Here is a 22,741-nt window from a genome sequence, read left to right on the forward strand (position 1 = left end):
GTCGCTTCACAGCGTATCGGTCACCTTGGATAGACCTCTGGGTACGTCTGGATTTTCGCCGCGCCCGATCGCCAACTGCATCGCGAGTAGCTGCAGCGGAAGAATGGCCAACATGGGTGAAAGTTCCTCGAGCGTCGGCTCCAGGGTCACACCCAACCCGGTGGCCGCCACCGCGTCCGCCGACCCCACACAGCACACGTCCGCACCGCGTCCGGCCAGCCGGTGCAGCACATCGTTCATGGCACGTCCCCCGACTCCGTCGGGAACGATCGCGATCACCGGTACCTGAGGGTCGATCATCGCCAGCGGTCCGTGTAACAGATCGGCCCCTGAGAAGGCCTGAGCGGAAAGATAACTCGTTTCCATCAGCTTGAGGGCGGCCTCGCGCGCCGTCGGGTACGAGTAGCCGCGGCCGGTGGTGACCAGCCGCGATGCGAAGCGGTAGCGGGTGGCCAGCTGCTGCACGACGGAGCTGTGCAGGATCTCCTCGCCGCGTTCCGGGAGCAGGTTGACAGCCGTATTGTCGCGGCCGGCCACATCGGTGAGCAGTAGGTACAGTGCCAGCAGTTGCGCGGTATACGACTTGGTGGCGGCGACGGCGAGTTCGGGTCCGGCCAACACGTCTACGTGATACTCAGCGGCTGTCGCCAGCGCGGATGTCGGGGCGTTGGTCACGGCCACGGTGAGTGCACCCCGCTCGCGTGCCACCGCCAGCGTCTGCACCAGGTCAGGGGAACTACCCGATTGGCTGACCCCGATCACCAGCACACCCGAAAGGTCGGGGCGCGCACCGTAGGTGGTCATGGTCGACGGCGAGGCAAGTCCCGCGGGGACTTGCAGGATGATCTCGGTGAGGTACTTGCCATACAGCGCCGCATGGTCACTGGTTCCCCGGGCGGCGAAGAGCACAAAGCGGGGCCTGTATTCGACGATCTTCGCTGCCACCTCCGCAATCGCGGCCCGGCCGTCAGAAAGCAGCCGCCCCCACACGGCTGGCTGTTGACGGATCTCGTCAGCCATATGCGTCCCCGCGGTCATGCCTTCTCCAATCCGTCGACATCGGCCCCGGCTAGGATCAATGCTCCAAACACCGGTTCACGTTGCAGCACAGCAATATCCGAAACACCCGTGGTCCGTGTACATTCGATGATATCGGCGACCAGGCCCGGCTGGTTGACCAGCAGGCCGCCACCGAGCACCACGGGCAGTCCAGGGCCCAATCGTATGCAGACACCCTCGATCAACGCGGCCACGTCGATGGCGGTTTGTCGGGTGATCACCTTGGCGGCCTCGTCACCGGCCGCGGCGAGGTCGAAAACGAGCCCCGCCATCTTGGCCCAATACCGCCGTTCGGAGTGGGCATAGAAATGGTCGAGCAGCTGGGCGGGCTCGGTCACACCACACTCAGAGGTGAACCGCCGCGATAGCGCATCTGGCGGGTCACCTCTGTCCGACAGGGAGAGAGCGTGCCGCACAGCAGATCTCGACACGCCGTAGCCGCTGCCCTCGTCCCCGAGTAGGTACCCCCAACCCCCTACCCGCGCCGCGGTGCCGTCGGCGCGTTTTCCCCACGCCACCGATCCGGTACCGGATATCACCGCGATACCTGCCGTCAGACCGCCCGCCGCGAGGACCAGCTGTGTGTCGTGCACCGCGGTGATGTGCGCATGGGGTGCGTACGGTCGCAGCAGCCGAATCAGGGTTTGCGCACCCTCCTCGGTATCCACACCGGCGGATCCGGCGCTCACGCGGGAGATGTCGTCGTAGTTCAGCTGGGAAAAGATATCGGCGAATACGGTTTTCGCCTGTTCTTCGGTCACCGACTGCAGGTTCGCACTCCCGGCCAGCGCCTCGCCGATCACCGTGCCACCCGAGACGGCCAGCGCGCGGGTCTTGGATCCGCCGATGTCGATTCCGACTATTACGCCGCCGGCTACGTCTCGGGCCACTTGCCCCCGCTTTCCCAGAAGTGCCGGATCTCCTCGAGGTCGCGGCCCTTGGTCTCCGGCGCCAGCAGATAGACGAACAGGAGGGCCGCCAGTGCGAGGGCGCCGAATACGCCGAACGCCACCACGCCGCCGAGCGCGGTCAACAAGGTCAGGAAGTACATGGACACAATGGCGTTCGCCACGAGATCCGATGTCAGCATGGCGCTGGCACCATAGGACCGCAGCCGTGCCGGGAAGCTCTCGCCCGCGTACACCCACACCAGCGAGCCGAATCCGAAGGTGAAGCCCACCGCGATGAGCACGATGCCGAGGAATCCGAGGACGGTCAGCACGCCGCCGAATGAGGATCCGCCGACTGCGAATACGCCCACCAGCAGCGCGTCGGCAATGATCATGATGGTGATACCGATCATGAGGATGGGCCGGCGGCCCATCCGGTCGATGGTCGACATGGATACGAACACTGCCAGTAGCGCGGCCACCTGAACGAGTGCAGGGAGCCCGAGTTTGGCGAAGTATCCCGACATGCCCATCGCCTCGAAGATGCGAGGCCCGTAGTAGACGACGGCGTTGATGCCGGTGATCTGGATGAAAAAGCCAAGGCCGACAACGAAAAATGTTGCCCTGTTATAGGGCGGAGTGATCATCTCTCGCAACCGCGCCAGCACCGAACCGCCGCCCTCGGCCCGCAACGCCTCAGTGATCTCGTCGAGCTCGTGGTCGATATCGATATCCGGATCTACCGCGGCGAGGATCTCACGCGCACGTGCACGGTCACCGCGCATCATGTACCAGCGTGCGGTGTCGGGGAGCTTGCGCAAGGCGATCAGCACCAGCGCGGCCGGGATGGCCGCCAGGCCCAGCATCAGTCGCCAGCTGCCGGTGGACGACAACGCCCAGGCAATGAGGTACCCGGCGATGATGCCCGTCACGCAGGCCAGTTGGTAGAGCACCAGCATGGAGCCGCGGATCTTGGTGGGGGAGGACTCGGCGACGAACACCGGAACCACCACCACCGAAATTCCCACCGTCACCCCAAGCAGCGTTCTGGCCGCGACCAGCGTTGTCAGATCGATGGCCAGTGCGGACAACAGGGAGAAGATTCCAAATGTTGCTGCCACCAAGACCATTGACTGCTTCCGGCCAATCCGGTTGGAAAGGGGCCCACCGATGAGTGCGCCGACGATCTCGCCGATCACCACCGCGGTGGCGGCCAGCTGCTGGTCGTGGGTGGACAGGTGTAGGTCATCGGTGAGGAACAGCAACGCTCCCGCGATGTTGGAGGAGTCGTATCCGTAGATAACGCCCACCGCTGCGGCGGTCACGGCCACCATCAAGCCCAGACGCGACGTTGCGCGGAGGTCGGTGATCAGGCTCATCCCACGTATTAGACACTGATGAGCGCTTGCGTGAAGAAGATTAGGTACCGATGAGCGCTTGCGTGAAGAAGATTGGATGACTGTGCAGATCGGTGTTGTCGCTCCTGTGGAGCTCGGAATTACCGCAGAACCAGACAAGATCCTCGAATTCGCGCGTGCCGCAGAATGCCTGGGATTCAGCGAGATCTCCGTGGTGGAGCATGCCGTCGTCATCGGAAATACGCAGAGCACCTATCCCTATTCGCCGACCGGGCAGTCGCACCTGCTCGATGACGTCGATATCCCCGACCCGCTTGAGCTGCTGTCCTTCATCGCGGGCGCCACCACGACCCTAGGGCTGTCCACCGGGGTGCTGGTGCTGCCGGACCACCACCCCGTGGTGCTGGCCAAACGCCTGGCCACTCTGGATCGGCTGAGCCGGGGGCGGCTGCGAATCTGCCTGGGCGTGGGGTGGATGCGTGAGGAGATCGAGGCGTGCGGCGGCGATTTCGATCGTCGGGGCCGGGCCACCGACGAGGCCATCGCGGTCATGCGTGCGCTGTGGTCCACAGACGGTCCCGCAGCGTATGATGGCGAGTTCTATCGATTCAAGGATGCCTATTCGTATCCCAAACCGGCACAGCCTCAGGGTGTCCCGCTGTACATCGGCGGGCACAGCAGGGCCGCGGCGCGGAGAGCGGGGCGACTGGGCAACGGCTTTCAACCGCTGGGTCTGGTCGGTGAGGACCTGTCGGCCGCGGTGGGCGTCATGCGCGCGGCGGCAGCTGACAGGGGTCGAGATCCCGCGGAGATCGATCTCGTGCTCGGCCACGGTCTGCATCGCGTGGATCAGGCAGCGCTGGACCAGGCTCAACAGACCGGGGCGGGGTGCATGCTGCTCTCGGCCTCGCGGCGCGCCACCACCCTGGAGGCGGTGCTCGACGAGATGGCCGAGTGCGCTAGTCGACTCGAACTGGCCGGTCCTCGCTGAACACCACGACCGGCTCACGGCGGGTGAAGACCCAACCGGTGGGTCCGCGCTCGTAGGTATCGAGATAGCGCACGGCCAGCACGTTATCGCGATGCTCATCACCGCGGAGATAGATGTGGTGCGCCATGCAGTAGACCTCGCCCGTCGCGGTATCGCCGTTGACTGTCGCCGACTGCTGGCCAAGGAGGTGGTAGGTCGCACGGAGCGGCGCAAGCGCCGCGACAATCGAATCCGCAATGGCCTGGCGTCCCTGCAGGGCCGCCGAATCACCCCGGCGGAGCAGGACGGGAGGGCGCACCAGCTCGGCGTCGGGCGAGAACAATCCGACGAGTGTGTCGACGTCGCGGCGGTCTGCCGCACTGGCGTACCGGGCGACGAGATCTTGGATGGCGAGTCGGTCATCGGTCACGGATACAAAGCCTATGGGGCCTGGACCTCCCAACCAACCGATCGGTTATGGTGCGGCTCATGGATATCAATGGTGTGTCTGCAATCGTCACGGGTGGTGCCTCGGGTCTCGGCGCCGCAACTGCTCGCCTACTCGCTGCACAGGGCGCCAAGGTCGTCATCGCCGACGTCCAGGACGAAAAGGGTGAGGCTCTGGCCAAGGAACTCGGTGGCGCTTTCGTGCACACCGATGTCACCAGCGAGGCCGACGGCATCGCCGCCGTCGACGCGGCCAAGGAGCTCGGCCCGGTGCGCGTGCTCATCAACTGCGCGGGCGTCGGCTGGCCCGGTCGCACCATTGGCAAGGACGGCCAGTACGCCTCGGCGCACTCGCTGGACATCTTCTCCAAGGTCATCGGCATCAACCTCATCGGCTCGTTCAACCTGATCCGCCTCGCGGCCACCGCGATCAGCCAGGAAGAGCCTGTCGATGAGTTCGGTGAACGCGGTGCCATCGTCAACACCGCATCTGTCGCGGCCTTCGACGGCCAGATCGGGCAGGCCGCCTACTCGGCTTCCAAAGGCGGCATCGTCGGTATGACTCTTCCGATCGCGCGTGATCTGTCGGTCGTCGGCATCCGTGTGAACACCATCGCACCCGGCCTCATCGACACCCCGATCTACGGTGAGGGCGAGTCCGCGCAACAGTTCAAGGACCGCCTGGCGCCGAACGTGCTGTACCCGCAGCGCCTGGGTAACCCCGAAGAATTCGCGTCGCTGGCTCTCGAGCTTGTCACCAACAGCTACATGAACGCCGAGACGATTCGCATCGACGGCGGGGCAAGGCTTCAGCCGAAGTAGCCCCGAAAAGATTCACTTGTCGGTGGCCTATGGAACATTGGAGAGATGGCCACCACGGCGTCGGCGGCTCTCACTGGGCGACCGCTGTCCGGACATGACGAGGCTGCCGAGCACATCGCTCGGCAGGCCTTCGTCGACGCGCACGTTGGCACGGTCGGGCTCGAACTGGAGTCTCATACCGTCGAGCTGGCTGCCCCGCACCGCAGGGTCAGCTGGATTCGGCTGCATGAGATCGCGGATTCGGTTCCCGATCTGCCCGGGTCCAGCACCATCACGTTTGAACCGGGAGGGGCGGTCGAACTCTCCGGTCCCCCGCATGCCGATGTATTGTCCGCAATCTCGTCAATGCGGGCCGATCACGCGATCTTGACCTCGGCATATCGTGGTGCCGGGGTGGCGGTCGCCAGCCTGGGCACCGATCCGTTACGCACCCCTGAGCGTGTGAATCCCGCAGCGCGATACGCCGCGATGGTCGGCCATTTCGGTGCCGCGGGTTTCGGCGAGACCGCGCTGCAGATGATGACCTGCACCGCGTCTTTGCAGGTCAATCTGCAATCCGGGACACCACGACAGTGGCGGGACAGGTTCGCGCTGGCACAACAGATCGGCCCGACGATGGTGGCTCTCTCGGCATCCTCGCCCATGCTCGCGGGTCGCCGGACAGGGCAGCGAAACACCCGGCAGTGGATTTGGGACAACCTGGATCCACGGCGCTGTGCCCCGGTCGAGATCGGCTCCGACCCGACCGAATCCTGGGTCAGATATGCGCTGCGAGCACCCGTCATGCTGGTGCGAAACGAGGACGGCGCGGAAGCTGTTGTCACCCATGTGCCGTTCCAATCCTGGGTCGACGGGACTACGCGGCTCGCAGGGCGCGTTCCCACCACCGAAGACCTCGACTATCACCTGACCACGCTCTTTCCGCCGGTGCGACCGCGGCGCTGGCTGGAGCTGCGATATCTGGATGCGGCACCAGATTGGTGGTGGCCCGCGCTGGCCTTCACCGTGGTCGCTGCGCTCGATCATCCGCAGGTCGCGGACGTTGCCGCGGAGGCGGTTGAACCGGTTGGTGACGCCTGGGAGGTGGCGGCGCGGGACGGCCTGGCGGATTCGGCCCTGCATGCGGCCGGGCGTCGGTTGGTGTCGGCCGCGTGCGCGGTGGCGCCGCCCGAATTGGCCGCGGATATGGCCTTCCTTGTGGAACGTGTCGAGCAAGGGCGTTGCCCTGCAGATGATTTCATCGATAACGTCACCGAATACGGGGTGGAACAGGCCTTCTCTGGAGCGGCCCGATGATCCGGGAGGATTTAGCGCGGGATCTTGAAGCGGCACGTGCGCGCACGTTGACGATCACCGACCACGACGATGCCGAGTTGCATCGTCAGTACGACCCGTTGATGAGTCCGTTGGTGTGGGACCTCGCGCATATCGGCCAGCAGGAAGAGCTATGGCTGCTGCGCGGTGGAGATCCGCGCACGCCAGGGATCCTGCCCGGTGATATCGAGTCCCTCTACGACGCCTTCCGACACACCCGGGCCAGCAGGGTGCAGCTCCCGCTGCTCTCGCCGGCCCAGGCGCGGGCCTTCTGTCACGAGGTGCGGGGCCGGGTTTTGGACCGACTCGAGACGTTGCCCTCCGATGGTTCCGCGCGGTCGGACGAATTCATCTACTCCATGGTGCTCAGCCATGAGCATCAACATGACGAAACCATGTTGCAGGCCTTGTCGATTCGCCGCGGTGCCGCACTGCTGGAGCGTGTCGACCCGTTGCCGCCGGGACGCTCTGGTGTGGCGGGAACCTCGGTGCTGGTGCCGGAGGGCCCGTTTGTGCTGGGCGTCGATGCGAGCGACGAGCCGTTCTCGCTCGATAACGAGCGGCCCGCGCATGTGGTGGATCTCAAGAGCTTCCGGATCGGCAGGGTTCCGGTGACCAACGCCGAGTGGTCGGCATTTATCGCCGACGATGGATACCGGCGCCAGGAATTCTGGGCCGAGGCCGGGTGGACACACCGATGCGCGGAAGATCTGACGGCGCCTAAGTTTTGGAACCGGGGCGGAACACTCACACGGTTCGGTCGTGAGCTGGAGATCGTGCCCGACGAGCCCGTGCAGCACGTCAGCTTTCACGAGGCGCAGGCCTACGCTGCCTGGGCGGGAGCGCGATTGCCCACCGAGGCCGAATGGGAAAAGGCCTGTGTCTGGGATTCGGAAGCCTCTGCGCGACGGCGGTTTCCGTGGGGTGAGGATGCACCCGACCGTGACCGAGCCAATCTCGGCGGAGGCGCGCTGGGCCCCGCGCCGGTCGGGGCCTACCCGGCGTCGGCATCGGCGTATGGCGCTGAGCAGATGCTCGGTGATGTGTGGGAGTGGACGACATCCCCGCTGCGGCCGTGGCCCGGTTTTACGCCGATGATCTACCAGCAATACAGCGAGCCGTTCTTCGAAGGTTCGGGGGCCGGTGACTATCGCGTGCTACGCGGAGGTTCGTGGGCGGTGGCACCCTCGATCATGCGGCCCAGCTTCCGGAACTGGGATCATCCGATCCGTCGGCAAATCTTCAGCGGCCTTCGTCTGGCCTGGGACGTCTAGCATGTGTCGTCATCTGGGCTGGCTGGGGGAGCCGCGTAACCTGGCCTCGCTGATACTTGAACCACCGTATGGCCTTCTGGTGCAGTCGTATGCGCCACGGCGCCAAAAACACGGCCTGGTGAATGCCGACGGGTGGGGGGCCGGATTCTTCGCCGACGGAAAACCTTGCAGATGGCGTAGCGCGCGGCCGCTGTGGGGTGATGCTTCCTTCGTCTCGGTGGCCCCGGTGCTACGTAGCCGATGCGTGGTGGCGGCGGTCCGTTCCGCCAGTGCCGGAATGCCCATCGACGAGTCCGCGGCCGCGCCGTTCACGGATGGAACATGGCTGTTGTCGCACAACGGGATAGTCGATCGCGGTGCGGTGGGCGAGGTCTCCGGGGCTGAATCGGTGGTGGACAGCGCGGTGCTGGCGGCGCGCATATTCGCGTCGGGACTGGAGAACCTGGGGGAGGTGGTCCGCCAGGTTGGGGCTGCTGATCCGGGTGCTCGGCTGAACATACTGGCGGCCAATGGAAATGAGTTGATCGCCACGACCTGGGGTGACACCCTGTCGATCTTGGAGGCCGCCGACGGTGTGGTGGTGGCCAGTGAACCGTACGACGACGACCCGTCCTGGGTCGACATCCCGGACCGGCAAGTGGTGCGGGTACGCGATGGGAAGGTAGAGATAAGAGGATTATGACGCCGTCGTCCCCGATGACCCTGGAGAATCACTTAGCCTCTGGTGCGGCAGCAGAGGCGCTACGACGTGATGTCCGGCAGGGCCTGACCGCAGACGCGAAATCGCTTCCCCCTAAATGGTTTTACGACGAGGTCGGTAGCGACCTGTTCGACGAGATCACCAGGCTGCCGGAGTACTACCCGACGCGGACCGAGGCTGGGTTGTTGCGGGCCCATGCGGCCGATATCGCGGCGGCCTCCGGCGCCGACACTCTGGTGGAGTTGGGCAGCGGCACCTCCGAGAAGACGCGGATGCTGCTCGATGCGTTGGCTCCCGGCACCTTCATCCCTTTCGATGTGGATTCCGGGGTGCTGCGCGCGGCGGGGGATGCGCTCGTCGATGAGTATCCGGGGATGCGGGTCCGCGCGGTCTGTGGAGACTTCGAGAAGGACCTCGGGCGGATTCCCCAGGAGGGCCGCCGTCTGGTGGCATTCCTGGGCTCCACGATCGGGAATCTGACCACCGAACCGCGGGCGCGATTCCTGGCCGATGTCGCAGGTGTACTCGATTCCGGTGAAATGCTGCTGTTGGGAACCGATCTGGTCAAGGATACTGGGCGTCTGGTGCGGGCCTACGATGACAGCGCCGGAGTGACAGCCGCCTTCAACCGCAATGTGCTGGCGGTGATCAATCGTGAACTCGACGCGGATTTCTCTCTCGAGGCTTTCGAACACGTCGCGTTGTGGAACGACGACGAGGAGCGCATGGAGATGTGGTTGCGGTCCGTGTGCGTTCAGCGGGTGAGGATCCAAGCCCTGGATCTCGCCGTCGAATTCGGGGCTGGCGAGATGATGCTGACGGAGGTGTCCTGCAAATTCCGGCAGGAGGGCGTCGCGCGCGAGTTGGCGGCTGCGGGTCTGGATCAGACGCACTGGTGGACTGACGATTCCCATGATTTCGGACTATCACTGGCAGTGAAGCGGTGAGCCTGGGCGAGCAGTGGAGGCAGGGCAGGCCGCCGGTTCTCGGCGTGCACGTGGACTCGGCGGCTTGCTCGCGGCAGAGCATCGAGACCATTCGTGCGGTGGCTCAGCATGCCGAACATGAGGCGCAGATCGGCGGCTACGTGGCGCAGGAGGCTGCGACACCGGTGCTCGACGCCGGGCGTGCCGCGGTGCGGAAGTTGACGGGCATGCCCGAGGCACAGGTGCACTTCACCACGGGCGCGGCTGATGCATTGCGCACGCTTCTGCAGTCGTGGCCGGTCGATGCCGGACGGGTTGTTGCCTGTCTGCCAGGAGAATTCGGTCCGAATCTGATGATCATGAACCACTTCGGATTTACTCCGGTGTGGCTGCCGGTTGACGGGGATGGCCGGGCCGATCTTGACGGGATCGAGGCGTTTCTGCGCCGCGAGAAGGTGGACTTGGTGCATGTCACGGCCATCGGCAGCCACCGCGGTACGGTGCAGCCGGCCGTCGACGTGGTGACGTTGGCGCGTGCGGCCGGAGTGCCTGTCGTGGTCGATGCCGCCCAGGCGTTGGGACATATCGACTGCACCTATGGCGCGGACGCCATGTACGCACCGTCACGCAAGTGGTTGGCCGGGCCGCGCGGGGTGGGTGTGCTTGCCGTCAATCCAGCTCTTGCACATCTGATTCCGCAGTGGGGAGGCCATGTGGAGGCGCATGTCGCGGGCTGGGTGGGTCTGTCGGTCGCGGTGGGTCAGCATCTGGCGGCGGGTTCTACGGAGGTTCAGGCCGCCTTGGCCGAACGCGGACGCTCGGCACGAAAGATCCTGGGGGATCTTACGGATTGGCGGGTTGTGGAATCAGTGGACGAGCCCAGTGCCATCACCACACTGGAGCCCGTCGGGGACATCGACGTCGTGGCCGTGCGGGCGCGCCTCATCGCGGAACACTCGATCGTGACGACCGCTGCCGAGACCGTGCGCGCGCCGTTCGAGATGACCAAGCCCGTGCTGCGGATCAGCGCGCATATCGACGGCACCGACGAGGAGCTGGGGCAGTTGGCCGAAGCCCTACGGACGTAACCGGTCCGAGGTTGTCATACGGCAGCTGGATGTTATGAGTTGAGCACAGGTATGTATTGGAGCCGACTCTCGCAACTAGACGTAACGGGCGTATACTTGAAAATTGAGTGTTACAGCAACATGTAAATCTGGGGGTTGATGTGCTAAAAGAGCTTGTGGCCGCAGCTGGTGTAATTGCTGCTGGGGGATTGCTGGGGATGTCGGTCGTGGCCAATGCCGAGCCGCCCAAGAGCCCATATCCGGATACCAGTCGATACGCCAAGGTCGACTTCGAGAGTTACCGTCTGTCGCCTGATGATGACGATTACTGGTTCAGCACACCTGCCGGATTGAACTGTGGGATCTGGGCAGACGGCAGTTTTGGGTGCACCGGCGCGATACCGGGTGCTCCGGCAGGAGCCAATCAGATTGGCTGGTTCCAGGGGGACTGGCAGCCACACTTCGATGAAACGCAGCAGCCGAGATTCGTCAACCCCCAGGGGCGCGCGCAACGTGTCATTCCGCGCAATAGCTACATCGTGGTGAGCCAGTCGAGTGCTGCGACGACGTGTGCGGTTACCGATTCCGACGGTGTCTACTGCTTCAAAACAGGCTTTGGGAAGGGTGGCGGTAGCGCCTACGGAGGCGCTCGATTCATCGTTAGCCCGTCGGTCACTCATATCGGCGAGGCACCCACCAGCTAGGTATGGCAAAGAGATTCGAGGAGGGGTGCATGAGAAAATTGGTTGCAATACTTGGAGTTTCGGCTGTTGTTGCCGGGGTGGTCACCGCTGCCGCTGCATCCGCAGATCCGCAGGCGAATCCGTACCCGGATGTCAGTCGCTACGCGAAGCTCGACTCGGAGGGCTTTCGACTCGGATCCGATAGCGACAATCTCTGGTTCAGCTCCCCGCGCGGGCTCAACTGCGGAATATGGGCCGACGGCAGCTTCGGCTGCAACGGGCCGATTCCGGGCTCTCCGGCAGGCACCAACCAGATCGGATGGTTTCTCGGTGACGGTCAGCCGCATTTCGATAACACCTCGACCGTCAGATTTGTGAACCCCTTTGGGCTGCATCAGCGACTGCTTCCCCGCAATAGATACATCGAGCTGGGGAAGACGGTCTGTGCCGTAAGTGACAACGACAGTGTCTATTGTGGGTGGACCCAATACCGATACGGGAGTTCGAGCGACGCTGGCCAGTTCATCATCGGCCCCGAAAGCAGCTTCCTAGGCGCACCGCCGTCGAAGGATGGCAGCTAGATCATTTCCCAGGTGTGCACGGGCTCGTTGGAATGCATGTGCTCGCAATACATCCGGAGCATCTCGGAGAGCGCTGCCCGGCGGTTTGATCCGCGCTCCTGCAGTGCGCCGACGGTGTGTGTCTGCCAGGCCGCGCCGTTGATTCCTGATGTCGCACGCGCCTCGATGACACCGAGATAGCGTTCGCGCACTTCGGTGGCAACACCCCACCGTTGCAACCCCTCATGGGCCATGGGCAGCAGGTGCCGCAGTGTCAATTCATCGGCGGTGATCTCACCGACACCGGGCCAGTACATCCGTGCCTCTACACCGCGCCGCGCACCTTCGAGGAAATTGTCATGGGCCGCAGCGAAAGTCACCTTGGTCCATACCGGGCGGTCATCCTCGGACAGCGCTCGCAGCGCACCGTAGTAGAACGCGGCGTTGGCCATCACGTCGATGACCGTCGGCCCGGCCGGCAACACCCGATTCTCCACGCGCAGATGCGGGGTGCCGTTGACGACGTCGTAGATCGGCCGGTTCCAGCGATAGATGGTGCCGTTGTGCAACCGCAGTTCCTGAAGCCGTGGTGCCCTGCCGGCAGCGAGCTCGGCGACGGGGTCCTCGTCGGAGATCTCCGGCAGCAGCGACGGGAAGTAGAGGACGTTTTCTTCGAAGAGGTCGAAGAGGTCGAAGATCGAGGTGATCCAGCGCTCGCCGAACCACACCCTGGGGCGCACCCCCTGCACCTTGAGCTCCTGCGGGCGGGTGTCGGTGGACTGCGTGAAGAGCTCGATGCGCGTCTCCGCCCACAAGGACTTGCCGAAGAAGAACGGTGAGTTGGCGGCCAGCGCCAGCTGCGGACCCGCCAGCAGCTGGGCGGCATTCCAGTTGGCGGCGAAGTCATCGGGCGCCACCTGCAGATGCAGTTGCATGCTGGTGCACGCCGATTCCAGGGCGATCGAGGGCGACCTGACGCTGAGCCGTTCCGCGCCGGCAATGTCGATCTGCATGTCCTCACCGCGGGCGGTGAACACCGCATCGTTCAATGCCCGGTACCGCGTGGACGGGCTCATCCACGCGCCGTCCAGATGTTCGGGCATCACGGTCGGCAGGATGCCGATCATCAGGATGTGCGCGCCGCGCTCGCCGGCGCGCTGCTCGGCGGCATTCAGACTGGCCCGCACATCGCCTTCGAGTTCCAGGGCGGCGGACCCCGACAGCGCGCGGGGCGGCACATTCAACTCGATGTTGTAGGCGCCCAGTTCTGTCTGAAAGGCTGGATCGGCGATCGAGGCGAGGACTTCGGTGTTCATCATCGTCGGCTGATAGTTGCCGTCGACCAGGTTGAATTCGATCTCCATGCCGGTCAGTGGTCGTTCGAAGTCGAATCTGGACTCCGACAGCATGGTCTCGAACACGTCCAGGCAGTTCTGCACCTTGGTGCGATAGGCCCGGCGGTGCTCACCGGTGAACTGGGTGCGCGCAACCTCGTCGCCCATGGGTCGTATTGTTCCTCACCCAGGGTCTTGGACCTGGCGATTTGCCCGCACGCGGCCCGGGGCGATTCGGCGAAAAAAGGTGGAAAAACATGGAACCGAATCAGCGCTAGGCCCGTCGTATCTGATCAGAGGCACAATCTGGCGACGAACCGCGCCGTTCCGTGCGCGCAGGCCCGGTTCCTTGGGGAGGTAACTATGAGCGACATCATGAAGGCCAACGGTGCCGAGATGTCACGGTTGGCGAGTCGCGTGGCAGGGCGTGCGAAGGATGCGTTTCCCGACGTTGATTTCGAGGCGGCGGCAAACTCGGTCGCCGGCACCGAGTTCGCGGAGGTGCTGCGCGCGGTCAGCGCGGCACTCAAGCGCGCCGGGGGCGGTGCCTCCGAACGCATCGAGAGCATCTCGAACTTTGTGCAGAACAGCTCGGGGGCGTTGACCGGCCAGGACGCCGTCAACCGCCGCCAGGTGTCCAGGGTTGCGGAGGTCAACCTGTGAGGCCGACGATTTCACAGCTGCGGGGGTGGAATGTCGCCAACCTCGACGCCGCCGCCAAGGCCATTGAGGACGCCAGCAAGAACCTGGACCTGTCCATCGACGGGGTGGTCCGCGATCTGGACTCGGCCGAGTCGTTCTGGAAGGGCAAGTCCTTCAAGTCCGCGTACGACCAGGCATCGAGCGAGCAGTCTTCGACCAACCGGCTTTCCTATGCCATCGGCAATGTCGCCGAGGCGGTCCGCGGCGGACACTCGGCACTCACCGCGGCGCGGGACAAGGTGATGGCGCTGGTGGACGAGGCCAACGCGAAGGGCCTGCAGGTTGCCGATGACGGCACCGTCACGGCTCCCGAAGGCAATAGGGATCTACAGGCGGAGGCCCGGCGGCTGACCGACGCGATTCGCCAGGCGCTGAAGTCCTTGGAAGAGGCCGATCGCGCCTCGTCGAACGATCTGCGTAAGGCATCGGAGACGGTGGACGCCGAGCACAATACGGCCAGCACCCAGCCCGCAGCCTTCATGCCGACCAGCAGTGGCGGTGCGGCAAGTGGCTCGATGAGGGCCGGCAGTGGTGGATTCGGGGGCGGCAGCGGAGGTGGCGGTTTCGGGGGCGGCAGTGGTGGGGGCCACGGCGGTGGCAGTGGTGGCGGCGGGGGCCACAGTGTGCCCGACGGGAGCTACTCCAACACCGGTGCTCCGTCACTGCGCCCCTCGGGTCCGTCGGTTTTCATGAATCTCGACGCCGGTCAGATGGAAGTCGCCCGCAAGATCATTGAAGAAGGTCTGCGTCGTGGGCTTTCGCCCGAGGCGATTCAGATTGCCTTGGCGACCGCACTCACCGAGTCCGGCCTGCGCAGCCTTGCCAACTCCTCGGTGCCCGACTCGATGATGCTGGCCAATGACGGTGTGGGACATGACCACGACTCGGTAGGGCCATTCCAGCAGCGGCAAAGCTGGGGTGCGACAGCCGATTTGATGGATCCATCGAGGTCGGCGGGCAAGTTCTACGACCAGTTGGTGAAGGTGTCGGGCTGGCAGGATATGAGCGTTGCTCAAGCCGCACAGGCGGTTCAGCGCTCGGCCTTCCCCGACGCATACGCGAAGTACGAGGCGCAAGCCGCGCAGATTTTTCACCAGGTCAGCGGCCGATAGTCGCGCTTCGTATTGACTGACTGTGGTGCAATGTGGGCATGCCCACGCCGCGACGCACCCAGGAGGAACGTTCGGCGGCGATGCGGTCCCGGTTGCTTGAGGCGACCATCGACTGCCTTGTCGAATTCGGGTACTCCGGCACCACCACCTCGCGCATTGCGAGCCGCGCCGGCGCCACGCGCGGTGCGCTGATTCATCACTTCCAGTCCAAGTCGGAATTGATGGCCGAATCGGTGCGCCACCTCGCGTTCATGCGCACCCAGGCGGTGCTCGAAAAGCTGATGTCGATGGATCAGTCCGCCGACCCGGTCGAGCGGTATCTCGATATGCTCTGGCGGATTCACCAGGGGCCGCTGTTCATCGCGATGGTGGAGCTACTCATCGCGGCGCGCACCGAGCCCGATCTGCGCGTGCACCTGGACCAGTTCGAAAAGATGGTGCTGCACAATCTGTCGGCGCTTCACGTGCTTGACGACGATGATCCGACCTCGCCCAAGGACCGTCGCGACTTCGGACTTCTCGCCATGGACATCATCCGCGGCGTCCTGGTCAGCAGCTTGACCGCCTCTCAGGAAACCCGCGATCGTCGCTGGTCCCGGGCCAAGCAGATGCTGGAGCTGCGACTTCGTGCACCGTTACCCGGTGCGCAGAAACAAACTGCATTGTAGGTAAATGTCCGGGGCATTCCGGGCAAGTGTGGTGCGCGTTCACCAAGCACTTCGTTCGATGGGGCCAGGCGTTCCCTGGGCCTGGCAATACATTCGTATCGGACCCTTACATTCAGGATAGAACGTATGTTACGTTGACGACGCCCCCATCGAAGTGCGCGCAAAAGGAGCTTGGAACGATGCCCCCTAAGGCCCCCGAAAAGGTATTCGTCATCGGCGTCGGGATGACGAAATTCGAGAAACCCGGACGACGTGAGGGTTGGGATTACCCGGCCATGGCCAAGGAGTCCGGCACCAATGCGCTGACGGACGCCGGTATTGACTACGGCAAGGTGGAAGCCGCCTATGTCGGGTACTGCGCCGGTGAGTCCACCTCCGGCCAGCGCGCGCTCTACGAGCTTGGCATGACCGGCATTCCGGTCACCAACGTCAACAACAACTGTTCGACCGGATCGACCGCCTTGTTCAATGCGGCGCAGGCCATCCGCGGCGGGCTCGCCGATGTCACGCTGGCGCTGGGATTCGAGAAGATGCAGCCCGGTTCGTTGGGTGCGACCTTCACCGATCGTGAGCAGCCGATGCGGCGGCACATCGAAGCACTCGCCGGATTGTTCGATTTCGCCTTCCCGCCTGCACCCTGGATGTTCGGCGCCGCTGGTCGTGAGCACATGCAGAAGTACGGCACCACTGCCGAGCACTTCGCCAAGATCGGTTACAAGAACCACAAGCATTCGGTGAACAACCCTTATGCGCAGTTCCAAGAGGAATACACACTGCAGGACATCTTGGATGCCAAGGAGATCTACGCACCGCTGACCAAGCTGCAGTGCTCGCCGACCTCCGATGGATCGGGTGCGGCCATCCTGGCCTCCGAGCGGTTCGTCGAGGAGAACGGGCTCGGCGACCGTGCCGTGGAGATCGTCGGCCAGGCGATGACTACCGACACTCCGGGGACCCTGGAGTCCAAGTCGGCGATCACGCTCGTCGGGTTTGACATGGCCAAGCTCGCGGCACAGAAAGTGTATGAGCAGGCCCAGATTTCGGCCGACGATGTGGACGTCATCGAACTGCACGACTGCTTCTCGGTCAACGAGCTGATCACCTACGAGGCGCTGGGACTGTGCGCCGAGGGTGAGGGCGGAAAGCTGATCGACAACGGCGACACCACCTACGGTGGTCGCTGGGTGGTCAACCCGTCGGGTGGCCTGATCTCCAAGGGGCATCCACTCGGTGCCACCGGCCTGGCGCAGTGCGCCGAGCTTACCTGGCAGCTGCGCGGCGATGCCGACAAGCGTCAGGTGGCATCTGCATCGCAGAAGACCGGTGTCGCTCTGCAGCACAACCTCGGTCTCGGTGGCGCCTGCGTCATCACCGCCTACAAGCCCGCCAACCGTTGAAGGGGTTGGCGGGCAATGGCTGACAGCAAGTATCCGTTTAACAACGATGGCCTTGATCAGTGGGGCGCCGAGGAGACCATTGAGGTCGACAAGGACCGCCTGATCTCTTACGCCGAGGCCACTAATGACCCGATCGAGGAGCATCGGAAGGGAGAGGTGGCGCCGCCGGTTTTCGCGGTGGTGCCCATCTTCCAGTCGCTGGTCGGAACAACGATGAGTGTGGTTCCCTACCAGCTGATTCCGCGCGTGGTGCACGGCGAGCAGTTCTTCAGGTTCCACCGGCCCATCAAGCCCGGTGACACGCTGGTCGCCAAGTCGAAGATGACCGGCTATGAGGGCATGGAGAACGGCACTCGCGGCACGGTGTATGCCGAAACACGTGATGTCTCGGGCGATCTGGTCAACGAGCAGTACGTGACGTTCTTCTTCCGCAAGTACGACGTGGGTGAGACGCGCGGCGTTCTCGGCCCGAACGTTGTGCTGGATGAGGCGATCAAGGCCAGTGGGCCGGCTGCCTCCCTGGTGCAGCATGTCGATGACGACCAGACGTTCCGGTACAGCCCGGCATCGGGTGATCCGATGCCGATCCACCTGGACAACGACGCCGCGGTGGCGGCCGGACTACCCGGCATCATCGCGCATGGGTTGTGCACCATGGCATTTACGTCATGGGCTGCTTTGACCGAGCTTGCCGACTCGCGCACCGAGCGTCTCAAGGAGCTGGCGGTGCGGTTCGCCAAGCCGGTGCTGCCCGGACAGGACATCACCACCAGCTTCTGGAAGAACGGTGCCGCCGGCACCTTTTCGTACGAAACCAACGTCGGCGACGACCTCGTCATCAAAAACGGCCACGCCGTTATCGGCTAAGTCATCGCAGAACGAGAGGGAATCAACATGGGACAACTTGACGGACGGGTGGCGGTCATCACCGGTGCCGGACGTGGCATCGGCCGCGAGCACGCGCTGCTCTTCGCCAGGGAAGGCGCATCGGTGGTCGTCAACGACCTCGGTGGCGCCAACGACGGCTCCGGGTCGGATGCCGGGCCCGCACAGGAAGTGGTCGACGAGATCGTTGCGGCCGGCGGCAAAGCCGTGGCGAACACCGACAACATCTCCACCTGGGCCGGTGCCTCGAATCTGGTGAATCAGGCCGTCGAAACCTTCGGACAGCTGGACGCCGTCGTGAACAACGCGGGCATTCTGCGGGACGGCTTCGTCGCCGGCCTGGAGGAGGACCAGTGGGATTCGGTCATCCAGGTGCACCTCAAGGGGCATTTCGCGGTGTTGCGTCACGCAGCCGAGTACTGGAAGGCACAGTCCAAAGCCGGGGCCGATGTCAAGGCAACTGTGGTGAACACCGCATCGGATTCCGGTGTGACACTGCCGAACCCGGGCCAGGGCAACTACGGTGCGGCCAAGGCCGGTATCGCCGCGCTGTCGTGCGTCGCGGCTGCCGAGCTCGAGCGGTACGGCGTCAAGGTGAACGCGATCGCGCCGGTGGCGCGCACACGCCTGACGCTGGCAACCCCGGGCATGGGCGCGATCTTCGCGGCCCCGGTGGACGAGGGACAGTTCGACATGTTCAGCCCCGCCAACATTTCTCCGCTGGTGGCGTACCTGAGCACCGAGAAGAACCCGTGGACCGGCCAGGTGTTCAAGGTGACCGGTGGATCGATTCAGCGGCTCAAGGGTTGGTCGGTGACCGATACTGCCGAGACCGATGGACCGTGGAGCATCGACCTGGTGCGCGAGCAGGTCGAGCCCTGGAAGTAGGAAGCTCCTCACGCGAACGGTCCTCCGGAAACGGGGGACCGTTCGGCGTTTTCAGGTGTGCCCGCGGCAACCCACCCCTAGATTCGATGGTATGAGGCTGACGGGTCAACTCGCCGCAGAGTTCGTTGGCACGATGATCTTGATTTTGTTCGGCGTGGGTGTGGTCGCGCAGGTGGTGACGGCCGGGAACGCGGACTATGGCAATCACAACTCCATCGCCTGGGCCTGGGGCATGGGAGTCACCTTCGGTATCTTCGCCGCCGGACGGATATCCGGTGCGCACCTCAACCCGGCGGTCACGCTGGCGTTGGCGGCGTTTCGTGGATTCCCATGGAAACAGGTGATTCCGTTCATCGTGGCGCAGACCGTCGGCGCGTTCGTGGCGGCGCTGCTGGTTCGGTGGAACTACGGGAGCGTGCTGTCCGCTGTCGACCCCGGCCACACCATGGCGACGCAGGGGGTTTTCTCGACACTCCCGGGTAACGGCGCGCTCGACGTCAGTCTGTGGGGCGGCCTGCGCGACCAGATCATTGGCACCGCGATTCTGCTGTTCCTGATCTTCGCCATCTCGGACCGGCGCAATATCCGCATGCCCGAGAGTCTGTCGCCGTTCGCGATCGGTGCGGTGGTCGTCGCTCTGGGCATGGCGTGGGGGTCCATCGCGGGGTATGCGATTAACCCGGCCCGCGACTTCGGACCGCGGCTGGCGTCCTATCTCACGGGCTTCGATACGGCCTTCCTGGACCAGCACGGTGCCCAGTACTGGTGGGTGCCGATCATCGGACCGCTCGTCGGAGGACTGCTGGGGGCCGCGCTGCATCGCTATCTCGTGGAAGCATTCCTGTACGCAGATGATCCTGAAACCCAATCACCGTCGCACACCGAGGAGTTCGCCAATGGCTGATTTCGTGGCATCGATCGACCAGGGCACGACCAGCACGCGTGCCATGATCTTCAACCACCGGGGCGAGGAGGTCGGCCGCCACCAGTTGGAGCATCAGCAGCTCTTGCCGCAGCCGGGCTGGGTAGAGCACAACCCGGTGGAGATCTGGGAACGCACCTGGTCGGTGCTGGCCACATCGCTCAACGTGACCGGATTGTCGGCCGGGGACCTCGCCGCCGTGGGGGTGACCAACCAGCGCGAGACCACCCTGGTGTGGAACCGTCACACCGGTAGGCCGTATGGCAATGCCATCGTGTGGCAGGACACTCGCACCGACAAGATCGCGACAGCACTGGACCGGGACGGGCGCGGTGACGTTATTCGTGAGAAGGCCGGCTTGCCGCCTGCCACATACTTTTCCGGCGGGAAGCTGCAGTGGATTCTGGAGAATATCGATGGTGTGCGCCGAGATGCGGAGAAGGGAGACGCGCTCTTCGGTACTCCGGACAGCTGGGTGATCTGGAACCTTACCGGCGGCATTCGTGGCGGGGTGCACGTCACCGATGTGACCAACGCCAGCCGCACCATGCTGATGAACCTGGAGACCCTGGATTGGGATGACGAGCTGTTGTCGTTCTTCTCCATTCCGCGCCAAATGCTTCCGCCGATCAAGGCGTCCTCACCGGTCGAGCCCTTTGGCTTCACGACCCGTATGGGGCCGCTCGGTGGTGAGGTGCCCATCGCCGGCGACCTGGGGGATCAGCAGGCGGCGATGGTGGGGCAGGTGTGCCTGAGTCCCGGCGAGGCCAAGAACACCTACGGCACCGGGAACTTCTTGCTACTCAACACCGGTGAAGAATTGGTCCGCTCGCGCAACGGGTTGTTGACCACCGTGTGTTACCAATTCGGGAACAACAAGCCGGTGTACGCGCTGGAGGGTTCCATCGCGGTGACCGGTTCGGCGGTCCAGTGGCTGCGCGACCAGCTCGGCATCATCAGCGGTGCCTCACAAAGCGAGGACTTGGCGCGTCAGGTTGAGGACAACGGCGGGGTCTATTTCGTGCCGGCCTTTTCGGGTCTGTTCGCGCCGTATTGGCGTTCGGATGCCCGCGGCGCGATTGTGGGTCTTTCCCGGTTCAACACCAACGCGCATTTGGCGCGGGCGACCCTCGAGGCGATCTGCTATCAGAGCCGCGAAGTGGTTGAGGCCATGGAGGCGGACTCGGGTGTCCACCTGGAGGTGCTCAAGGTGGATGGCGGCATCACCGCCAACAAGCTCTGCATGCAGATCCAGGCCGACACGCTGGGCGTCGACGTCGTCAAACCCGTTGTCGCCGAGACGACCGCGCTCGGTGCGGCGTATGCGGCGGGACTGGCCGTCGGCTTCTGGAAGGACCCCGACGACCTTCGCCGGAACTGGCAGGAAGACGAGCGATGGAGCCCGTCGATCAGTGAACAGCAGCGGGCCGACGGATTCGCCGGCTGGAAGAAGGCCGTGCAGCGCACGTTGGGCTGGGTCGACGTGAGCTAGGCCCCCCCGCCTGTAATAGCGGGGGGCCTAGGGTCATTCAGTCGGTCTCACCCAAAATGCCGTAGATCTGCTTGCGGGCAGAATTGACGATCTCGATGATCCGCTGCTGCTGCTCGGCTGAGGCGGCGTGGGCCGACTGGGCGACCGCGCCCATCAGCTGGCCGAGTGCCGAACGAAGATCAAGTACCGAGGGATCGGCATCTTCGTTGATCTTGTCCCAGGGCGGGGTGTCGAGTTTCTCGGCCGCCTCGCGGCCCTCTGCAGTCAGGTCGAACTGCTTGCGACTGCCACTGCCCTCGGCCTCAACGATGAGGCTCTCGTCGACGAGCAGTTGCAGTGTCGGATATACCGAACCGGGGCTTGGCCGCCAGATGTTGTTACTACGTTCGGCGATCTCACGGATCATTTCGTAGCCGTGCATCGGGCGTTCGGCGAGCAGTGCCAGGATGGCGGCCCGGACGTCGCCGCGCTGGCCACGTCCTCGTCCGCGTCCACGCGGCGGGTCACCGAAACCGAATCCGAAACCAGGGCCGAAGCCCGAACCGAATCCACGTCCGAACCCGCGGTCCATGAACGCGCCGGGTCCGCGACGACCGGCCCAGGCTTGCTCCTGGAACTCGCCGCGCGGGTCGCATTCGTGACGATGACCGCCGTGGCACCGACCTGGTCCGCGACGTGTGGGGTCGAAACCGAATCCGAAACCAAAGGGTGTGTCGGGCCGGAACTGATCGGCCCTCTCCTCATGGGAAGTCATGTGTTGCTCCTTAGTACTTGGGGGAGGCGGTATCGCCTCTCATAGTTAACGATATATCGGAATCGATCGTGATGCAACGAAAACTTTCGGCGACGATTTTCCGAGCTGCTGCCAGCCATGCGCCGTAGGGTGACCGCCATGACGGTGAAGTGGCTGGAACAACCCGAGGACCATGACTACGCGGCGGCCGTGGACTACCTGACGCTCGTCGGTGAAGCCGACGAGGTGAAGCGGACCGTGAAGGCGCTGCGCAATGCGACGCTGGAGTACCGCAAGGCCAAGGACATCCTGCGGGCGGCTCATCTGGACATGCTGCCCAAGACCAATGCCCACGTGGCCCGCGACCTCGCGAAGATCGCCAAGGACAAAGCGCTGTCCCCGATCTTGCTGGTGCGTGGGAGCACGAGCTCCGGGGCGCGGCTGGAGATCGCGGACGGTTACCACCGGGTCTGCGCGAGCTACATATCCGACGAAAACACCGACATCCCCTGCCATCTGGTCTCCTGGCAGTAACTCC

Annotated in this window: 24 protein-coding genes; 18 read left to right on the plus strand and 6 right to left on the minus strand. The window is 64.2% G+C overall.

What is annotated here, in order from left to right:
* Positions 1-6: 6 nt before the first annotated feature.
* The 3 genes from B4383_RS08175 to B4383_RS08185 are packed head-to-tail and all read right to left on the minus strand — an operon-like array spanning position 7 to position 3,328.
* A complete protein-coding gene (locus tag B4383_RS08175; RefSeq protein ID WP_078290082.1) occupies positions 7-1,020 on the minus strand; it encodes an SIS domain-containing protein in 1,014 nt (337 codons plus the stop codon).
* A 14-nt stretch (positions 1,021-1,034) separates the two neighbouring features.
* Positions 1,035-1,949: a BadF/BadG/BcrA/BcrD ATPase family protein gene (locus B4383_RS08180; RefSeq protein WP_078290083.1), complete on the minus strand. Its 915-nt coding sequence runs from the start codon at positions 1,947-1,949 to the stop codon at positions 1,035-1,037.
* Positions 1,934-3,328 carry a sugar porter family MFS transporter gene (locus tag B4383_RS08185; protein WP_078290084.1) on the minus strand — a complete coding sequence of 465 codons (1,395 nt, stop codon included), beginning with the start codon at positions 3,326-3,328 and terminating at the stop codon, positions 1,934-1,936. The genes B4383_RS08180 and B4383_RS08185 overlap by 16 nt, the downstream gene beginning before the upstream one ends.
* Before the next feature lie 82 nt (positions 3,329-3,410).
* Between B4383_RS08185 and B4383_RS08190 the strand changes: the two genes are divergently transcribed.
* Positions 3,411-4,298, plus strand: coding sequence for an LLM class F420-dependent oxidoreductase (locus B4383_RS08190; RefSeq protein WP_078290165.1), 888 nt, complete (start codon positions 3,411-3,413; stop codon positions 4,296-4,298).
* On the opposite strand, the gene B4383_RS08195 is transcribed toward B4383_RS08190, so the two are convergent.
* Complete coding sequence (locus B4383_RS08195; protein WP_078290085.1) at positions 4,267-4,707, minus strand: nuclear transport factor 2 family protein; 441 nt, start codon at positions 4,705-4,707, stop codon at positions 4,267-4,269. The genes B4383_RS08190 and B4383_RS08195 overlap by 32 nt on opposite strands.
* Positions 4,708-4,766: 59 nt before the next feature.
* Between B4383_RS08195 and B4383_RS08200 the strand changes: the two genes are divergently transcribed.
* The 8 genes from B4383_RS08200 (at position 4,767) to B4383_RS08235 (ending at position 12,091) form a co-directional block, all read left to right on the plus strand.
* Positions 4,767-5,546, plus strand: a complete 780-nt coding sequence (locus B4383_RS08200) for an SDR family NAD(P)-dependent oxidoreductase (RefSeq protein ID WP_005063198.1) — start codon at positions 4,767-4,769, stop codon at positions 5,544-5,546.
* A gap of 45 nt (positions 5,547-5,591) precedes the next feature.
* Positions 5,592-6,842 carry an ergothioneine biosynthesis glutamate--cysteine ligase EgtA gene (gene egtA, locus B4383_RS08205; protein ID WP_078290086.1) on the plus strand — a complete coding sequence of 417 codons (1,251 nt, stop codon included), beginning with the start codon at positions 5,592-5,594 and terminating at the stop codon, positions 6,840-6,842.
* The gene (gene egtB, locus B4383_RS08210; protein ID WP_078290087.1) at positions 6,839-8,134 is read left to right on the plus strand and encodes an ergothioneine biosynthesis protein EgtB; all 1,296 of its coding nucleotides are present in this window, start codon (positions 6,839-6,841) and stop codon (positions 8,132-8,134) included. Before egtA ends, egtB begins: the two co-directional genes overlap by 4 nt.
* A 1-nt stretch (position 8,135) precedes the next feature.
* The gene (gene egtC, locus B4383_RS08215) at positions 8,136-8,816 is read left to right on the plus strand and encodes an ergothioneine biosynthesis protein EgtC (protein ID WP_078290088.1); all 681 of its coding nucleotides are present in this window, start codon (positions 8,136-8,138) and stop codon (positions 8,814-8,816) included.
* Positions 8,817-8,830: 14 nt separating this feature from the next.
* Positions 8,831-9,781 carry an L-histidine N(alpha)-methyltransferase gene (gene egtD, locus B4383_RS08220; RefSeq protein WP_078290089.1) on the plus strand — a complete coding sequence of 317 codons (951 nt, stop codon included), beginning with the start codon at positions 8,831-8,833 and terminating at the stop codon, positions 9,779-9,781.
* The gene (gene egtE / locus B4383_RS08225) at positions 9,778-10,848 is read left to right on the plus strand and encodes an ergothioneine biosynthesis PLP-dependent enzyme EgtE (protein ID WP_078290090.1); all 1,071 of its coding nucleotides are present in this window, start codon (positions 9,778-9,780) and stop codon (positions 10,846-10,848) included. Before egtD ends, egtE begins: the two co-directional genes overlap by 4 nt.
* Positions 10,849-11,045: 197 nt before the next feature.
* Positions 11,046-11,531: a hypothetical protein gene (locus B4383_RS08230; RefSeq protein WP_139363143.1), complete on the plus strand. Its 486-nt coding sequence runs from the start codon at positions 11,046-11,048 to the stop codon at positions 11,529-11,531.
* A 29-nt stretch (positions 11,532-11,560) separates the two neighbouring features.
* Positions 11,561-12,091, plus strand: coding sequence for a hypothetical protein (locus B4383_RS08235; protein ID WP_078290166.1), 531 nt, complete (start codon positions 11,561-11,563; stop codon positions 12,089-12,091).
* Here the strand turns inward: B4383_RS08235 and B4383_RS08240 are convergent.
* On the minus strand, positions 12,088-13,572 hold the full coding sequence (locus B4383_RS08240; RefSeq protein ID WP_078290092.1) for a glutamate-cysteine ligase family protein: 1,485 nt from the start codon (positions 13,570-13,572) through the stop codon (positions 12,088-12,090). The two genes, B4383_RS08235 and B4383_RS08240, sit on opposite strands and share 4 nt — an antisense overlap.
* A gap of 195 nt (positions 13,573-13,767) precedes the next feature.
* Between B4383_RS08240 and B4383_RS08245 the strand changes: the two genes are divergently transcribed.
* From B4383_RS08245 to glpK, 8 genes are all read left to right on the plus strand, one after another.
* Positions 13,768-14,067, plus strand: coding sequence for a hypothetical protein (locus B4383_RS08245; RefSeq protein ID WP_078290093.1), 300 nt, complete (start codon positions 13,768-13,770; stop codon positions 14,065-14,067).
* On the plus strand, positions 14,064-15,218 hold the full coding sequence (locus B4383_RS08250; RefSeq protein ID WP_078290094.1) for a hypothetical protein: 1,155 nt from the start codon (positions 14,064-14,066) through the stop codon (positions 15,216-15,218). The genes B4383_RS08245 and B4383_RS08250 overlap by 4 nt, the downstream gene beginning before the upstream one ends.
* Before the next feature lie 38 nt (positions 15,219-15,256).
* Complete coding sequence (locus tag B4383_RS08255; RefSeq protein WP_078290095.1) at positions 15,257-15,886, plus strand: TetR/AcrR family transcriptional regulator; 630 nt, start codon at positions 15,257-15,259, stop codon at positions 15,884-15,886.
* A 179-nt stretch (positions 15,887-16,065) separates the two neighbouring features.
* The gene (locus B4383_RS08260; RefSeq protein WP_078290096.1) at positions 16,066-17,283 is read left to right on the plus strand and encodes a lipid-transfer protein; all 1,218 of its coding nucleotides are present in this window, start codon (positions 16,066-16,068) and stop codon (positions 17,281-17,283) included.
* A gap of 15 nt (positions 17,284-17,298) precedes the next feature.
* Complete coding sequence (locus tag B4383_RS08265; protein ID WP_078290097.1) at positions 17,299-18,150, plus strand: MaoC/PaaZ C-terminal domain-containing protein; 852 nt, start codon at positions 17,299-17,301, stop codon at positions 18,148-18,150.
* A 27-nt stretch (positions 18,151-18,177) separates the two neighbouring features.
* Complete coding sequence (locus B4383_RS08270) at positions 18,178-19,056, plus strand: SDR family oxidoreductase (RefSeq protein WP_078290098.1); 879 nt, start codon at positions 18,178-18,180, stop codon at positions 19,054-19,056.
* A gap of 91 nt (positions 19,057-19,147) precedes the next feature.
* Positions 19,148-19,960, plus strand: coding sequence for an MIP/aquaporin family protein (locus tag B4383_RS08275; protein WP_078290099.1), 813 nt, complete (start codon positions 19,148-19,150; stop codon positions 19,958-19,960).
* Positions 19,953-21,470 carry a glycerol kinase GlpK gene (gene glpK / locus B4383_RS08280; RefSeq protein ID WP_078290100.1) on the plus strand — a complete coding sequence of 506 codons (1,518 nt, stop codon included), beginning with the start codon at positions 19,953-19,955 and terminating at the stop codon, positions 21,468-21,470. Before B4383_RS08275 ends, glpK begins: the two co-directional genes overlap by 8 nt.
* A gap of 37 nt (positions 21,471-21,507) precedes the next feature.
* On the opposite strand, the gene B4383_RS08285 is transcribed toward glpK, so the two are convergent.
* Positions 21,508-22,224: a PadR family transcriptional regulator gene (locus B4383_RS08285; RefSeq protein WP_078290101.1), complete on the minus strand. Its 717-nt coding sequence runs from the start codon at positions 22,222-22,224 to the stop codon at positions 21,508-21,510.
* Between the two features lie 138 nt (positions 22,225-22,362).
* Here B4383_RS08285 and B4383_RS08290 point away from each other — a divergent pair, with 138 nt between their 5' ends.
* The gene (locus B4383_RS08290; protein ID WP_078290167.1) at positions 22,363-22,737 is read left to right on the plus strand and encodes a hypothetical protein; all 375 of its coding nucleotides are present in this window, start codon (positions 22,363-22,365) and stop codon (positions 22,735-22,737) included.
* Positions 22,738-22,741: the final 4 nt, after the last annotated feature.

The sequence above is a fragment of the Mycobacterium sp. D16R24 genome (assembly GCF_002013385.1).
Classification (GTDB): domain Bacteria; phylum Actinomycetota; class Actinomycetes; order Mycobacteriales; family Mycobacteriaceae; genus Mycobacterium.

Excerpts from the sequence above, each read along its gene's own strand:
- B4383_RS08175 (WP_078290082.1), bottom strand. The coding sequence starts at position 1,020 with ATGGCTGACGAGATCCGTCAACAGCCAGCCGTGTGGGGGCGGCTGCTT.
- egtB (WP_078290087.1), top strand. The coding sequence starts at position 6,839 with ATGATCCGGGAGGATTTAGCGCGGGATCTTGAAGCGGCACGTGCGCGC.
- B4383_RS08240 (WP_078290092.1), bottom strand. The coding sequence starts at position 13,572 with ATGGGCGACGAGGTTGCGCGCACCCAGTTCACCGGTGAGCACCGCCGG.
- egtA (WP_078290086.1), top strand. The coding sequence starts at position 5,592 with ATGGCCACCACGGCGTCGGCGGCTCTCACTGGGCGACCGCTGTCCGGA.
- B4383_RS08265 (WP_078290097.1), top strand. The coding sequence starts at position 17,299 with ATGGCTGACAGCAAGTATCCGTTTAACAACGATGGCCTTGATCAGTGG.
- B4383_RS08230 (WP_139363143.1), top strand. The coding sequence starts at position 11,046 with ATGTCGGTCGTGGCCAATGCCGAGCCGCCCAAGAGCCCATATCCGGAT.
- B4383_RS08275 (WP_078290099.1), top strand. The coding sequence starts at position 19,148 with ATGAGGCTGACGGGTCAACTCGCCGCAGAGTTCGTTGGCACGATGATC.
- egtC (WP_078290088.1), top strand. The coding sequence starts at position 8,136 with ATGTGTCGTCATCTGGGCTGGCTGGGGGAGCCGCGTAACCTGGCCTCG.
- egtD (WP_078290089.1), top strand. The coding sequence starts at position 8,831 with ATGACCCTGGAGAATCACTTAGCCTCTGGTGCGGCAGCAGAGGCGCTA.
- B4383_RS08235 (WP_078290166.1), top strand. The coding sequence starts at position 11,561 with ATGAGAAAATTGGTTGCAATACTTGGAGTTTCGGCTGTTGTTGCCGGG.
- B4383_RS08200 (WP_005063198.1), top strand. The coding sequence starts at position 4,767 with ATGGATATCAATGGTGTGTCTGCAATCGTCACGGGTGGTGCCTCGGGT.
- B4383_RS08290 (WP_078290167.1), top strand. The coding sequence starts at position 22,363 with ATGACGGTGAAGTGGCTGGAACAACCCGAGGACCATGACTACGCGGCG.
- B4383_RS08285 (WP_078290101.1), bottom strand. The coding sequence starts at position 22,224 with ATGACTTCCCATGAGGAGAGGGCCGATCAGTTCCGGCCCGACACACCC.
- B4383_RS08270 (WP_078290098.1), top strand. The coding sequence starts at position 18,178 with ATGGGACAACTTGACGGACGGGTGGCGGTCATCACCGGTGCCGGACGT.
- B4383_RS08185 (WP_078290084.1), bottom strand. The coding sequence starts at position 3,328 with ATGAGCCTGATCACCGACCTCCGCGCAACGTCGCGTCTGGGCTTGATG.
- B4383_RS08260 (WP_078290096.1), top strand. The coding sequence starts at position 16,066 with ATGCCCCCTAAGGCCCCCGAAAAGGTATTCGTCATCGGCGTCGGGATG.
- B4383_RS08245 (WP_078290093.1), top strand. The coding sequence starts at position 13,768 with ATGAGCGACATCATGAAGGCCAACGGTGCCGAGATGTCACGGTTGGCG.
- B4383_RS08255 (WP_078290095.1), top strand. The coding sequence starts at position 15,257 with ATGCCCACGCCGCGACGCACCCAGGAGGAACGTTCGGCGGCGATGCGG.
- glpK (WP_078290100.1), top strand. The coding sequence starts at position 19,953 with ATGGCTGATTTCGTGGCATCGATCGACCAGGGCACGACCAGCACGCGT.